Annotated in this window: 12 protein-coding genes; 8 read left to right on the top strand and 4 right to left on the bottom strand. The window is 37.1% G+C overall.

Annotation, left to right across the window (positions count from 1 at the left end):
- Window positions 1–233 precede the first annotated feature (233 nt).
- From gyrB to DYQ05_RS13290, 5 genes are all read left to right on the top strand, one after another.
- On the top strand, window positions 234–2,150 hold the full coding sequence (gyrB, locus tag DYQ05_RS13310) for a DNA topoisomerase (ATP-hydrolyzing) subunit B (RefSeq protein WP_020966575.1): 1,917 nt from the start codon (window positions 234–236) through the stop codon (window positions 2,148–2,150).
- Window positions 2,151–2,299: 149 nt separating this feature from the next.
- Window positions 2,300–4,177 (top strand): DNA helicase RecQ, encoded by a 1,878-nt coding sequence (gene recQ, locus DYQ05_RS13305; RefSeq protein WP_206183601.1) that lies wholly within the window; start codon window positions 2,300–2,302, stop codon window positions 4,175–4,177.
- A 24-nt stretch (window positions 4,178–4,201) separates the two neighbouring features.
- The gene (locus tag DYQ05_RS13300) at window positions 4,202–5,800 is read left to right on the top strand and encodes an ATP-binding cassette domain-containing protein (RefSeq protein WP_206183600.1); all 1,599 of its coding nucleotides are present in this window, start codon (window positions 4,202–4,204) and stop codon (window positions 5,798–5,800) included.
- Window positions 5,801–5,942: 142 nt separating this feature from the next.
- Window positions 5,943–6,356, top strand: a complete 414-nt coding sequence (locus DYQ05_RS13295) for an SRPBCC family protein (protein WP_206183599.1) — start codon at window positions 5,943–5,945, stop codon at window positions 6,354–6,356.
- Window positions 6,356–6,811, top strand: coding sequence for a MarR family winged helix-turn-helix transcriptional regulator (locus DYQ05_RS13290; RefSeq protein WP_206183598.1), 456 nt, complete (start codon window positions 6,356–6,358; stop codon window positions 6,809–6,811). Before DYQ05_RS13295 ends, DYQ05_RS13290 begins: the two co-directional genes overlap by 1 nt.
- A gap of 140 nt (window positions 6,812–6,951) precedes the next feature.
- Here the strand turns inward: DYQ05_RS13290 and DYQ05_RS13285 are convergent, their stop codons facing one another.
- Genes DYQ05_RS13285 through DYQ05_RS13275 form a run of 3 tightly spaced genes read right to left on the bottom strand, consistent with a single transcriptional unit; the run spans window position 6,952 to window position 9,620 of the window.
- Complete coding sequence (locus DYQ05_RS13285; protein WP_252723409.1) at window positions 6,952–7,584, bottom strand: P-II family nitrogen regulator; 633 nt, start codon at window positions 7,582–7,584, stop codon at window positions 6,952–6,954.
- Entirely contained in the window at window positions 7,581–9,062 is a 1,482-nt protein-coding gene (locus DYQ05_RS13280) for a DUF1538 domain-containing protein (RefSeq protein WP_020966568.1), read from the bottom strand. The genes DYQ05_RS13285 and DYQ05_RS13280 overlap by 4 nt, the downstream gene beginning before the upstream one ends.
- A gap of 15 nt (window positions 9,063–9,077) precedes the next feature.
- Entirely contained in the window at window positions 9,078–9,620 is a 543-nt protein-coding gene (locus DYQ05_RS13275) for a hypothetical protein (protein ID WP_024466650.1), read from the bottom strand.
- Window positions 9,621–9,769: 149 nt separating this feature from the next.
- Between DYQ05_RS13275 and DYQ05_RS13270 the strand changes: the two genes are divergently transcribed.
- The 3 genes from DYQ05_RS13270 (at window position 9,770) to DYQ05_RS14250 (ending at window position 12,785) form a co-directional block, all read left to right on the top strand.
- On the top strand, window positions 9,770–11,539 hold the full coding sequence (locus tag DYQ05_RS13270) for a S1C family serine protease (protein ID WP_020966566.1): 1,770 nt from the start codon (window positions 9,770–9,772) through the stop codon (window positions 11,537–11,539).
- A gap of 50 nt (window positions 11,540–11,589) precedes the next feature.
- On the top strand, window positions 11,590–12,201 hold the full coding sequence (locus tag DYQ05_RS13265; RefSeq protein ID WP_024465731.1) for a hypothetical protein: 612 nt from the start codon (window positions 11,590–11,592) through the stop codon (window positions 12,199–12,201).
- Window positions 12,202–12,437: 236 nt separating this feature from the next.
- Entirely contained in the window at window positions 12,438–12,785 is a 348-nt protein-coding gene (locus tag DYQ05_RS14250; protein ID WP_252723408.1) for a hypothetical protein, read from the top strand.
- 118 nt (window positions 12,786–12,903) lie between these two features.
- On the opposite strand, the gene murB is transcribed toward DYQ05_RS14250, so the two are convergent.
- Complete coding sequence (gene murB, locus DYQ05_RS13255) at window positions 12,904–13,866, bottom strand: UDP-N-acetylmuramate dehydrogenase (RefSeq protein WP_020966562.1); 963 nt, start codon at window positions 13,864–13,866, stop codon at window positions 12,904–12,906.
- Between the last annotated feature and the right edge of the window lie 5 nt (window positions 13,867–13,871).

Here is a 13,871-nt window from a genome sequence, read left to right as displayed (position 1 = left end):
AAGCGTTTTATTATACTACGTCTTTGTATTTTTTTGCAATAGAGGCGCATTAAATATTTTAAAAATTATTTATAGATGTCTTGACTCCCGTTTGTTTTTGCTTTTATCTTACTTATTTACTTTTTTCCTCAATAATGCTATACTTAAAGTTCTTAATTATTTTAAAATTTATTGTTTTGAGGTAGTTTTAAAGGTTTTAATTTTAAAATAGGCTCAATTAAAAAAGGGAAAAAATGGTAACTTCAAATTATTCTGCAACTAATATTACGGTTTTAAAGGGGCTTGAGGCCGTTAGAAAGCGCCCTGGAATGTATATAGGCTCTACCGGCCCGGACGGGCTTCATCATCTTGTTTATGAGGTTGTCGATAACTGTATCGATGAAGCTATGGCGGGCTTTTGCGATAATATTTTGGTAGTGCTGGAGCCTAACGACGTTGTCCGCGTGGAAGATAACGGGCGCGGAATCCCTGTAGATATTCACCCTACGGAAAAAATAAGCGCTTTGGAAGTTGTTTTAACACGGCTTCATGCAGGCGGAAAGTTTGATAAGGGTTCGTACAAGGTATCGGGGGGCTTACACGGCGTCGGTGTTTCCGTTGTAAATGCTCTTTCCGTTTGGATGGAAGCGCGCGTTTATAAAGACGGTTTTGAGCATTATGCAAAATTCGAAAAGGGCGGAATTACGGAGCCTGTAAAAAAATTGGGGGAAACCGAAAAACACGGTACGGTAATTCGCTGGGCTGTGGATTCCTCAATTTTTACCGAAACTACGACTTATAATTTTGAAGTTTTATCTACGCGTCTTCGCGAGCTGGCGTTTTTAAACAGTAATATTTCCATTACGATGAGAGACGAAAGACTTTCCACGCCTAAGGAAATTACCTTTGCTTTTGAAGGCGGTATTTCCCATTTTGTAAAATATTTAAATGAATCAAAACAGGTTTTTCCCAAAACTCCCGTTTTTATTGAAGGTGAAAAAAACGATATTATATGCGAAACGGCTCTTCAATATAATGACGGTTATAATGAAAATCTTCTTTCTTTTGTAAACGATATAAATACCCGCGAGGGCGGAACTCATCTTGAAGGCTTTAAAACCGCCTTAACCAGAGTAATGAACGAATTTTTAAAAAAATATCCCAAACTCGTAAAAAAGATGGATAAGGAAGAAAAACTTACTGGTGAAGATGTCAGGGCGGGGCTTACGGCCATTGTTTCGGTAAAGGTGCCCGAACCCCAATTTGAAGGACAGACTAAAACAAAGCTTGGCAACAGCGACGTACGCGGTATTGTAGATTCTTTTGTAAACGAAAAACTTACTCTTTTCTTTGAACAAAACCCGAACGAAATAGAAAAAATCTTGGAAAAATGTGTTGCGGAGGCAACCGCCAGAATTGCGGCCCGTAAGGCAAAAGAGGCGACAAGGCGGAAAAGCGGGCTTGACAGTTTCGGGCTTCCCGGTAAACTTGCCGACTGCTCAATGAAGGATCCCGCTTCCTGCGAAGTGTATATAGTTGAAGGGGATTCTGCAGGGGGCTCCGCAAAAAAGGGGCGCGACAGTAAAACTCAAGCTATTTTACCTCTTTGGGGAAAAATGCTGAATGTCGAAAAAACGCGCCTTGACAAGGTTGTAAATAACGAAAAACTGCAACCTATTATTGCAACTTTGGGTACGGGTGTAGGAAAAGATTTTAACATAGAAAAAATCCGTTACCATAAGGTAATTATTATGGCCGATGCCGATGTTGACGGCTCTCATATCCGCACTCTTTTGCTTACCTTCTTTTTTAGGTATATGCCGCAGGTTATTGAAAAAGGCTATGTATACATTGCTATGCCTCCTCTTTATAAAATCTCATATAACAAAAAAGATTGGTATGTATATGACGATAACGAGCGGGATTCCGTTTTAAACGAAATAGGGCGCGGAAACAATGCCGCAGTTCAGCGGTACAAGGGTTTGGGCGAAATGGACGGAACTCAACTTTGGGAAACTACAATGGACCCTGCCCGCCGAAAAATGATGCGGGTAACCTTGCCCGATGCCTTGGAAGCGGACAGAATTTTCAGTACTTTAATGGGTGAAGAAGTGGAACCGCGACGTAAGTTTATTGAAGAAAATGCGGTTTATGCCAATTTGGACGTATAAATTTTTTGTAATTTAAGTTAATCCCTTTTATGTAAAAAACATAAAAGGGACGGCTTTGTATTATCTTTAACAAGAAAAATTTTACGGAAAAAATTAAATAAAAAAAACCTTGCTTATTTTGCCGTTTTTGGGTATAATACTTCTCTGTTATGGTTTTAGATAAGTCTGTAGGCAATAATTTTTTCTCCAATCCTCAAGACGTTTTAAAAAACGTTTTCGGCTATGATGAATTCCGCCCTTTTCAAAAGGAAATAATAGAATGTATTTTGAACGGCGAAGATGTTCTTGCCGTAATGCCTACAGGCGGAGGTAAATCTCTTTGCTATCAAATACCCGCTATGCTTTTCAAGGGGTTAACAATCGTAGTTTCTCCTTTAATTGCGCTTATGCACGACCAAATAAGAGGTTTGGAAACCTTGGGTATAAATGCCGCTGCATTAAACAGTTCTCTTGATTGGGAGAAATATTCGGATAATATACGAAAAATTAAAAGCGGTGAGATTAAACTTTTATATGTTGCTCCCGAAACTCTTTTAAGCGATAGGTGCAGGGAGCTTATTTCTTCGATTGAAGTTTCTCTTTTTACTGTTGACGAAGCTCATTGTATTTCGGAGTGGGGCCATGATTTTCGTCCCGAGTATAGGCAGCTTGCGGAAGTACGCAAAATAATTCCGAATGCCGTATGTTTGGCATTAACGGCAACCGCAACCCGTACTGTCCGTGATGATATAAAAAAAATACTGGAATTAAAATCGCCCAAGGAATTCGTTGCAAGTTTTAACCGCAAAAATATCTTTTTAGAAGTAAAACAAAAGCAAAAACCGTTTGAGCAGGCTACCGAATTTTTAAAAGAGCATAAGGGCGAGCCCGGCATTATTTATTGCTTTTCGCGGAAGCAAGCCGATACTCTTTCGGTGCAACTCTCCGTTTTAGGATATGCCGCAAAGCCTTATCATGCGGGACTTTCGGACGAACTTAGACAAAAAACGCAAAATGAATTTATCAATGACGATATTCAAATTATAACCGCTACGGTTGCCTTCGGTATGGGCATAAACAAACCAAATGTCCGTTTTGTTATTCATTTCGATTTGCCCAAGAGCATTGAACAATATTATCAGGAAATAGGAAGGGCAGGCAGGGACGGAGAGCCGGCTCATGCCTTATTGCTTTTTTCGGCGGCGGATATTTTTAAACTGAAATTTTTAATGCAGGACAAAAAACCGGACGAAATAAGGAAGGCGGAAAAAATGCTTACGGCAATAAGCGGATATGCTCAAACGAATAGTTGCCGAAGAAAAGCTCTTTTAAAATATTTCGGAGAATCTGTAACGCCTGAAGAAATTGCCGAAGCTCAAGGAGACTATCCCTGTTGTGATGTATGCTGCCAAGAGAAGATAGAAAAAACCGATGTAACCGTGCCGGTACAAAAATTTTTATCCTGCGTTTTACGTACCGGCTGCCGTTTCGGTGCAAGTTATATTATAGACGTACTTTTAGGCTCAAAACAAAAGCGGGTTTTGGAAAATAAGCATAACGACCTTTCCGTTTGGGGCATAGGTACGGAATTTAACCGCGAAGGCTGGCTTGAGCTTGTTCGCATTTTGCTTGCGGAAGATTATTTAATAAAAGATGAAAACTATTCCGTTTTGTCTCTTACACAAAAAGCAAAGGACGAATTACAATCCCGTACTCAAATATTTTTACCTTTTAATGCTGAAAAAAAGGATTCGGAAGAACCGGAAAAAGAAGAAGTAAAAAAGATAAAGGTTGTTTTGCCCGAAGACAAACTGGATACTGCCGGAGTAAAGCTGCTTAAAATTTTAAAGCAAAAACGGCGCGAATTGGCGGAAGAAGCAAATGTTCCGTCTTATATTATCTTTTCCGATAAAACTCTTATAGATTTGGCGCAAAAAAAACCCGTGTCGATTGATGAGCTTGATTGTATCTTCGGTATAGGGAAAACCAAAAAAGAAAAATATGGAGAAATTATTTTAAAAACAATTGTTACTGCCGGGAAAAAATAAGCTTGCGGTAAAGGAAGGGGAAAGATGTCGATATTTAAATTAATGCTGTCTAAAAAAAAAGAATTGTTAATAATTACAATTTTTATGCTGATTGCGAAATTATTATCGCAAGGAATACCCACCCTGATAAAATTCATATCGGATAATTTTTTTAATACACCCTATTTAATAATCTTATCGGTTGCAGGAGGCTTGGTGTCGGCCGGCTTTGTGCAATATCTTTCCGATTATTTCGCCGATAAATACTATTGGAAATTTACAAACGGTATAGGTTTGGAATTATTAAGAGAATTTTTAAAAATAGTTTTAAATAGCAAAACTCAAGTGTTTTCTAAAATGAGTCCCGACGAACTGTCAAGAATGGCGGCAAGCGATATTCAACAATTAAAAGAAGCGATAATTAAGCAATATTTTATATCAATAAGTACCGTTATCGAAGTAGTTACCTTATTATCATTTATTTTATTATTGGATTATAAATTGGGAGCGGTAACAATAGTATGGTACATATTTTTTTATTTTATAAGTAAAAAACTTGTTGATAAGATAAGCAAAAACAGAATAACAGAAAGAAGTAATTATACTGAGGTTATGGCTTTGGCAAAAGATGCCGTATACGGAAATTTTGATTTAAAATACTATGCCTCTTATGACGGTTTTTTTAAACATTTGGAAAAAATAAATAAAAAATACATTTCATCTCATATTTCTTTAATGCTTACTCAATCGCAATCCCGCTATCTTAAATATATAGGGAATTTTACGAATATAGCCATTATTATTTGCTATAAGGCATTTATTTCAAATAATCTGAGTACGGGTACAATATTGGCTATGTATATGTATTCCATGCATTATTCCAACGTATTTCATAATATTTTAACATTAAGAACATATTCAAAAGACGTTAGAGCTTTAAAAAAGCCTGTTGAAGATTTTTTTAAAGCGGCTAAAGAAGAGGAAAATAAGAGTGCGGTTGTTTGTAAAACAATAGATAATATAAAACTGAATAATGTAGGCGTTTCGTATGAAAATAAGAATATTTTTTCCTCTTTCAGCTGTGAATTTAAAAAAGATTGCGTTTATTTAATAAACGGAAAAAGCGGTGCCGGAAAAACCAGTTTAATTAATGCTATATTGGGTGAAATAAATTATGACGGAAATATTCTTTTTAACGACATCTTGTTTGAAAACATTGATAAAAATTCATTGCGTACTAAAATAGGAGTTATACGTCAAAACATATATTTGATAAATGCAACGGTTAAAGAAAATATTTTGTTGTTTAATGAAAACTATTCTCAAGCGGAAATTGAAAAAGCCGCCGAAATTGCTCATATTAAAGATTTGAATCAACACATAGGCACAAGCGAAATAGATAAGGTTTCGGGCGGAGAAAGAAAGCGTATTGCTTTGGCACGGTTAATATTAAGTATTGATAAAAAAGATTTAATTATTTTAGATGAAACGTTTGCCAATTTGGATTTAGCTACAATGCATTCGATTTTGGCTGAAGTTCTTAATAAGTCTAAAGGTAAAATTTTAATTATTATTTCGCATGATGAAGCCGTTCAAAACTATCTTTCTGCGAACGGTAATTTAATAACATTAAAAATAGGTTAGGCGAAAACGAAGACTGCCTGTTTAAATCGTAATATAAACGCTCTTTATATTCTTAGAGTTTATAGTTTTCAAATTTATTTAAAATCCTATTGACATTTATTATAAGTATACATATAATAAGCCATAAAGTAAGGAGAATGTTATGGAGTTAGGATTTACGGTTGCGGTACATGCCGCAAAAGAAAAGATATGGGAATATTATTCCGATATACAAAAATGGTATCTTTGGGAAAAAGATTTAAAATCGATTTCTTTGGATAAGGGGTTTAAAACGGGTTCTAAGGGAGTAATGGAACTTGAGGGAATGCCTCCTGTTCATTATGCGTTAAGTTTTGTAAAAGAAAATTACGGGTTTTGTGATAAAACGGAAACTCCTTTCGGAAATCTTTATTTTAATCATGAAATTATTGAGGCCGCCGATAAAAAAGTTTCAGTTAAACATTCGGTACGTTTGGAAACGGATACAATGAACGCTGAAAAACTGTCGTTTTTACGGCAGGTATTTTCAAACGTGCCTGAAGCCGTGCTTCTTTTAAAACAGCAGGCGGAACTGTAATGAAAGATTTTCCGTCCGAATATAAAAACGACTGCGGACAATCGGCCGGTTTATTATTTATGCGTACTTACAATAAATGGCACGGCGAAATAAAAAAACGGCTGGCAGATGTAGGAATTACTCATCCTCAATTTGTAGTTTTAACTTCTATCGGTTATTTATCCCAAACGGAATCCGAGATAACTCAGGTTATGGTATCGAAAATATCGGGAATGGACGTAATGTCGGTCTCTCAAGTATTGGGTTTATTGGAAAGGGTGGGGTTTGTTTTACGGAAAGAGCATTCAAAGGATACACGCGCAAAATCCGTGAGTTTGACAAAAGACGGTGTTAAAGTCTTAAAAAAAGCCGTTCCGATAGTGGAAAGCATTGATAAAATATTTTTCGATTTATTAAAAACGAAAAAAAAGGAATTTATGGATTCTTTGTACTTCCTTTCAGGATTTAAGTTTTAGTAGGCTTTAAAATATAATAAAAGAGCGTAAGATAATAAAAGTTTAAATTTCCAACCGTTAAATTTGCAAAACTTTACGATATGCGGGTATTTAACGGTTAGTATCTTGGCGTTTTTATTATTTTATTCCGTAGCTTTTACTTACGGGCAGTACAAAAGAATTCCGTGTCCGTCTTTTTCCACATCGGATTTTTCCCGTATGGATTGTACAATACCGTCGAGTTTTGTATCATCAACAACAGTTAAAACAATTTCTTTTTCAGGTTCTATTTCCATATCGAAAATACGCATAGTTTGATTTAAGCCCGAACCGCGTGCATTTATAATTGTTCCGCCTCTTGCGCCGGCCTGTAAACTTGCATCTACCACTTCTCCCGCTTTTCCTCTATTAACTATTGTAAATATTGCAGACTTCACCGTTTTAATCTCCTCATCTTTAAAATTTTTAAAATTAATTTTTTCATCATTGTTTAATTGTTTATGGTTTATATACATCAAAGGAATAGTAAAGGCTATCCCGAAATTTTTACGTGTAATTTTAAATTTGTTTTCGAGTTTTCCCATAAGTTCATTTAAAAATTCGGTGCGACCGGCAGTTAAAATCAATTCTTTTCTTATTTCTCTAATGCCTAAAAAATCGAGAATTTTATTTTTAACGGTACCGAAGGCAAGCATAACCGTAGCTCCCACCATTCCGTTTTCTTTTGCGTACTTTACTATCTTAGGCGCATGTCCGAAGGGAACTAAAATTATAAGAAGCGAACAATCCTTCATTTTTTACTCCTTGCACTTTTTATTTTAAATATCAAACCCAGTACTTGAAGTGAAATAATCGGAGCCAGTGCAATTGCAGCGATTATTCCGAAGCCGTCAATCAATACATTTGCGGACGGGGTTGCATTCGCCAAGCCTTGTGCAAGCGAAAGAACAAAGGTTGCGCTCATCGGGCCTGAAGCTACGCCGCCTGCATCAAAGGCAATGCCTACGAATAAGTCCGGTACGATAAACGAAAGAATAAGTGAAATTATATAGCCGGGTAAAAGAATATGCCATAATTGAAAAGCAGGTTCTATAATCCGCAGCATAGAAAGCATTACCGCCAAACTTACACCTATGCACAAAAAAATTAAAACTACTTTGCGCCTTATGTGTCCGCTTGTTACGTTTTCGATTTGAACGGTTAAAACATAAACGGCGGGTTCCGCAAGAATTGTAACAAGCCCTATTAAAGCCCCTATAAAAAGAATAAGGGGGCGGACTCCCGCTTCACCTATTTTATTGCCTATTAAAATACCGACATCTAAAAAACCCGATTTTGCACCCCACATAAAAAGGAATAAACCTATAAGCGTAATGATAAGACCGCTTACAATCTGCATTAAATCTTTACGTCTTAATTTTATACTTATAAAATTAGTTACAAAGAAAATCAGCGAAAGAGGAAGAAGGGAAATAAAACATTCCTGCAAGGTATGAAGGAAAATATCTTTAAACGGTTTAAATATTTTCGTACTTATATCCAAATTGAATTCGAAACCTTCACTTGAAATTTGAGCGGAACTGTTTAAGACGCTTAGAGTAAGAACTGCAAGAATTGCACCGGCGGAAGCCATGCCGACAAGCCCGAAAGAGTTTTCTTCCGATTCGGTAGAATTCTTTTTCATTCCCGAAACTCCTAAGGATAAGGCGAGAATAAAGGGCACCGTTATAGCTCCCGTTGTCGTTCCCGAAGAATCGAACGATATCGAAATAAATTCGGCAGATGAAAAAAGAGCGAGTATAAAAATTATTCCGTAAGAGATTAAAAAGGATATTTTTTGCGAAACGTTAAAGACAATCCGTAAAAGACCGAGCATAACAAAAAGAGCGACGCCTACGGAAACTACAAGCACAAGGAAAATCGAAGGTATTTCACCCCGTGTTGCATCCTTTACCTGGTCTGCAAAAATTTGTAAATCGGGTTCCGCAATTGAAATTAAAAAGCCGAGAATAAAGCCTCCCGCAATAAGAATAAAAAGTTTATTCCGTTTTGTAATTTCGCCGCCCATGTGAACACCGATTTTTGCCACGCTTATATCTATTCCGAAAAGAAAAAAAGCGAGGCCGATTATCATACATACGCTTCCAAGTAAAAAGCGGATAAAAATATGATAGTCTATATGAATAAAAGTAAAATTTAAAACAGTAGTAAGAATAACAATCGGTAAAACCGACATTAAAACTTCTTTGAATTTATCGGTTAAAATATTCATGAGTAATTACCGAAATTAAAAAACATATCGTAAGCCTATACCGCCCCTTGCCGCAAAGACCGCAAGGTGTCTGTTGTAGCGGAATGCAGTGGGGTTAAAATATACGCCCGGAGCAAAATCCAAAAATAAGCTAAATTTAGGGACATTTGTAAAAAAAACTTCCCAGCGTAAATCAAAAAAGGTTCCCACGTAAAAAGCAAAATTTTTAGATTTATCGGGATAAGTTTGTTCGACTCCGGGGAATAACCCGATACCGGCGCCTATTTCAAAGGGACAAACGGCTCCCCGTATTATAGGTTCGGCTACGGAGCGTAGATAGCCTATATAAAAATCTCCTCCGAAATGAAAATATGAGTCGTTGTTTTTGATAATAAACCTCATATTAGGAGCGGCCTGAATATCCAGCTGGTCTTTTTTTGTAAAATTATGCGAAAAAGAAATGCCGAAAGGATAGCCTGCGTACACGCCTATTTTATTAGTGCCCGCTTCGTTATCCGCAAACATTTCCTGAACGAAAATAACCGATATGCAAATTAGTATACAGATTGTTTTTTTCATTTTGCCTCCGATGTACACCTTGGGAGCATTATCAATTAAATTTTACACTTGGTCAATAGGAGTCGTTAAATTTACCTGTTGAACATTTTAATAATAAACGATATTATATTATCCGGAACAACAATAAAAATTTGGAGGCTTGTTAGTTTATGAAAATAAAAGTTTTTATGTTATGTTTTCTTTTTGCGGTAGGTTCAATCGGTTTTGCCGATATACGTGATTGCGTATGTATAGTTAAACCCGAATACGGCAAAAAAATAACTGGTTTTATGGAAGAGGCTGAAGGGGAGCTTTCCCGTTCGGGTTATTTCGATATAGCGGAATATTTTAGGGGTGCGGCTAAAGGGATATTCGGCTCGGGATTTTTTATCAAGGAAAAAGGTAATGTGTATGTACTTACCAATTACCATGTAGTAGCCTATGCTTCAGCCGTTACCGTGGAAATAGAAAATGCCGAAGGTGAAATTACGAAAATCGATGGATGTCCGATTGTTGCAATTAATGAACAGCTCGACCTTGCAGCTGCGGAAGTTCCTGCCGGCAAGGTAAAATCTTTTTTAACTTTTGCCGAAAGCGAGCCGCCTGAAGGAACCGATGTGTGGTCTGCCGGTTACCCTGCATTGGGTAAAAAACCTTTGTGGCAGTTGGGGAAAGGCTCCGTAACCAATGCAAAAGCCCGTCTTCCCAAAGAAATAGACCCTAAAAAATCATATTTTATTCAACATTCGGCACAAATAGATTCCGGCAATTCGGGAGGGCCGCTTTTACAAAAAGATTCAAAATCTCCTAACGGTTACACCGTAGTAGGAATAAATTCATCAAGTGCAATTTTTCGCCAAGCGGCAAATTTTTCTATTCCCATTTCTTCAATTAAAATTTTTTTATCGGAACGCGTATTCGCTTCTCAAAAAAATATTGAAGTTTCCGTAGAAACCGCTTTGAAAGAATTTACCGATATTCTTACTCATTTTGAAATTAAAAATGAAGAAGAAAAGCATGAAGAAGAATCCCGGCGTTTGCGCAAACTGGCTCTTTTTATTTCGGAAGATGAAGCGATAAACAACGGGCTTGATATTTATATGGAAACATTAAGAAAGGCTCCCAAACGCTTCCGCAGCGAAATCCTTTCCGCAACCGTTTTCGGTAATCCTATAGACGGAGTAAGAACTGCGATAGCTTATACGCTTTATACTTCGCTTAACCCTGAAAAAAATAACTATAAACCGGAAAAAGAACCGTCTATTACAACTCTGAAAAAAGACGGTAAAAATTATGAATTTGTTTTAACGGAATCGGAGGGAAAAAATAAAAAGCTTTTTACGGTTTGGAAAAATACATTTGCGACATGGCAGCTGGACGGCTTTAATTTCGGAAGTGAAGCAAAAGCCTCTGCGGAAAATCCCGGAAAAACGGATAAAAAAAGCGGTAAGAAAAACGATAAAAAAGCTAATGCCGGTGTTTACATAGATGAAATGCCTTCAAGATTCCGTATAAAGTTAAGCTACACGGGGCTTAAAAATAAAGAAGACGGTTGGAGGTCCGGAGGAATGGCGGGGCTGTTTTATTCTTTTAAATATTTTGAGTTGGGCGGCCAAATAATTATAGGTAAACCTCGGTCTGTTGTAAAACCGTTTCTTTCAAAACCTTCAAAAATCGCCGTCGGCGTTGAACCGGAATTTCGTATACATCTGCCTATAAACGTAAAAGAAGAGGTATATATTATTCCGAATGCCTTCGGCGGTGCCGGAATGTTGTTTCCGGATATAGATATTTTTATGCAATATGGGGCAGGATTGGAATTTATTCCCGCAGCCTTTAATACTTTGTCCGTTGAAGCCGGTTGTATTTTACGCAGTTATTTAACCGGCGTAAAACAAACCGAAGCCGGTTTATTGCTGTCGTTTTCATTCAGGTTTTAGAGCGGGAGAATATTCCGTTTTAATTATAAATTTTTAAGGAGAAAAATTTCATGCAAAAATTACTTAAAAGGTTTTTTATGCTGTCCGTGTTGGTATTGGCGGTATTATCGACATCTTCCTGTATATTGTTCACAGGGCTTAAGGCTCTTTCCGAATCCGGCAATGCAAGCATAAACGGAGAAAAAGTTAATATCAAGACCCTGGGCAGCCCCGAAACACATTGTCTTTCGTTTTACTATTTAAAAGTAAAACCTGAAACGATGTATATCCAATGTGATTCTTCAAAGACCGCTATTTATACCACCCCGCTTTCCCTCGGAGACGGATATTACTGTTTTCCTCCGTTTGAAACGGACTTAAGTTTTCAGTTAAGTTACATGTGGTATGACAATTTTTGGACAAAAACTACAACTACGTTTTCACCCGGATTGGGAACAAACGGTAATATATCGTTTATTACACGCAAAACAGGATTATACTTTATAGGAGCATACGATTTTAAAACCGAGGGAACGGCGGGAGCTCTGGTACCTCTTCCCCGTGATAAACAGGCAAATTACGAATTAAAGTGCCTGAACAAATTAAAATCCAAGCTGAAAAATACCGCATGGCTTCCTCTTATCGAAGCCAGAATAGAGGAGTTAAAAAATGAAAAGAAATAAATTTATTGTCTTATGTATTATTTTATTTATCTTTACAGGATTTATTTTTGCCGATACGAAAGATACAAAGCCTCCGACGAAAAATGAAATAGTACTCGTGTTTTCTGTAAAAGTCTTACCGGCGCCGAATACTGAATTTTTTTTCAAATTATAGAAATGTACAATTCGGTAGAATAGGCAGCGGTGCCGACGGGATTATTGCGGACAAGATACGTTTAGAAGGAGCTAACAGGCGTATGAAACTTTCGGTTATATCGGACGAGGACGCAAAGAGTGTTGACTTCAGTATGTATAAACTTCCTTTTGCATACGGGAAACGGTATATCGAAATACATAATCTTTTATACCTTTTTGCGGGCTCCGGAATCGCTTTTATAAATTTGCCTATACACTCAAAAATAGAAGTGCGGGAAGGAGTAAAATATGTTTATCTCGGGGACTTTATCGTAAAATGCAAGACGCCTTTTTATGATATAAGCGAGGTAAAACGTTCAGATAATTTTGATGCCGCGGCTCTTGCCGTAAAAAAAAGATACGGAGAAGATGCCGAGCTTGAACGAGTTCCTCTTGTTCCGCTGAAATAAGTGAAAATGATGCTTTAAAATATTAAAGCTTTTATAAAATTTGAAGCCTGTATGTGAATTTTAAAATTTCCATACAGGCCGTTTTTTATCTTTTATCGCCCGTTTATTTTTAACAAGCTTATTTTTCCCCTGCAAAAATAACCTCAGGTTCAAGTAAAAAACCGGTTTTTTCCAAGACCGTTTTTTGTATATATTCTATAAGTTTAAGAGTATCGGCGGAAGAAGCGTTTCCCTTGTTTATAACAAAGTTTCCGTGCCACGGAGCTACTTGAGCACCTCCTATAGAAAAACCTTTTAAACCGGCTTCTTCAATAACCTTTCCGCTCGGGCTTCCTATCTTTCTGCTGTTTTTAAAAGTACTTCCCGCCGAAGGTGCCCTAAACTGTCCTTTTTGAATTCTATCTTTACGCCTTAATTCGGTTTGTGCTTTTATTTCCGTTTTATCGGCGCGTTTCATTTTAAATACCGCCGATACAATAATTTTTCCGTTTTCCGGAATTTTTATGCCTTCCGTGTGAATTTGAAAAGGCGATTTTTTATAATCCCAATCATCGGCGCAAAAAAGATATGTTTCAAACTCTATGCCTGACGGGTTAAAAACCATAGTACGTGCGGAAACAAGTATGTCGGAAATTGATTTTTCGTAACACCTTGCATTCATAAAAATCGCTCCTCCGACCGTTCCCGGAAGCCCGCCGAAGTCTTCAAAACCGGATAAAGAATTTTCTCCGGCCCTGTCTGCAAGCTCGTCTATTAAAACTCCCGCCCCCGCTTCTATAAGGATTTCCGTTTTGTTTTCGTTTTTGATTTTTATTTCGGAAAAATGCTGTAAGCTTATTACCGCCCCTCTTATTCCCTTATCCGAAATAAGCAGATTTTTTCCGCCGCCTATGACGGAAATGGGAATGCCGTTTAAACGGAAAAATACGGCACCGTTTTGTAATTCTTCTTCGGTGCGCGGAGTAAAAAAAATATCGGCATTGCCGCCTATTTTAAACGAAGTTAATTCTTTTAAAGGGTAATTAAATTGTAAAGAATTTTCAGGTAATCCGCTTTTTTTCGGTATTTGTTTTAAGTCCATCTATA

The organism is Treponema pedis (genome assembly GCF_017161325.1).
Lineage (GTDB): Bacteria > Spirochaetota > Spirochaetia > Treponematales > Treponemataceae > Treponema_B > Treponema_B pedis.
This window is presented reverse-complemented; position numbering and strand designations above follow the sequence as displayed.

What these genes read in the sequence shown, in the direction of transcription:
- gyrB (WP_020966575.1), top strand. Translation starts at nt 234, where the DNA reads ATGGTAACTTCAAATTATTCTGCAACTAATATTACGGTTTTAAAGGGG.
- recQ (WP_206183601.1), top strand. Translation starts at nt 2,300, where the DNA reads ATGGTTTTAGATAAGTCTGTAGGCAATAATTTTTTCTCCAATCCTCAA.
- DYQ05_RS13300 (WP_206183600.1), top strand. Translation starts at nt 4,202, where the DNA reads ATGTCGATATTTAAATTAATGCTGTCTAAAAAAAAAGAATTGTTAATA.
- DYQ05_RS13295 (WP_206183599.1), top strand. Translation starts at nt 5,943, where the DNA reads ATGGAGTTAGGATTTACGGTTGCGGTACATGCCGCAAAAGAAAAGATA.
- DYQ05_RS13290 (WP_206183598.1), top strand. Translation starts at nt 6,356, where the DNA reads ATGAAAGATTTTCCGTCCGAATATAAAAACGACTGCGGACAATCGGCC.
- DYQ05_RS13285 (WP_252723409.1), bottom strand. Translation starts at nt 7,584, where the DNA reads ATGAAGGATTGTTCGCTTCTTATAATTTTAGTTCCCTTCGGACATGCG.
- DYQ05_RS13280 (WP_020966568.1), bottom strand. Translation starts at nt 9,062, where the DNA reads ATGAATATTTTAACCGATAAATTCAAAGAAGTTTTAATGTCGGTTTTA.
- DYQ05_RS13275 (WP_024466650.1), bottom strand. Translation starts at nt 9,620, where the DNA reads ATGAAAAAAACAATCTGTATACTAATTTGCATATCGGTTATTTTCGTT.
- DYQ05_RS13270 (WP_020966566.1), top strand. Translation starts at nt 9,770, where the DNA reads ATGAAAATAAAAGTTTTTATGTTATGTTTTCTTTTTGCGGTAGGTTCA.
- DYQ05_RS13265 (WP_024465731.1), top strand. Translation starts at nt 11,590, where the DNA reads ATGCAAAAATTACTTAAAAGGTTTTTTATGCTGTCCGTGTTGGTATTG.
- DYQ05_RS14250 (WP_252723408.1), top strand. Translation starts at nt 12,438, where the DNA reads ATGAAACTTTCGGTTATATCGGACGAGGACGCAAAGAGTGTTGACTTC.
- murB (WP_020966562.1), bottom strand. Translation starts at nt 13,866, where the DNA reads ATGGACTTAAAACAAATACCGAAAAAAAGCGGATTACCTGAAAATTCT.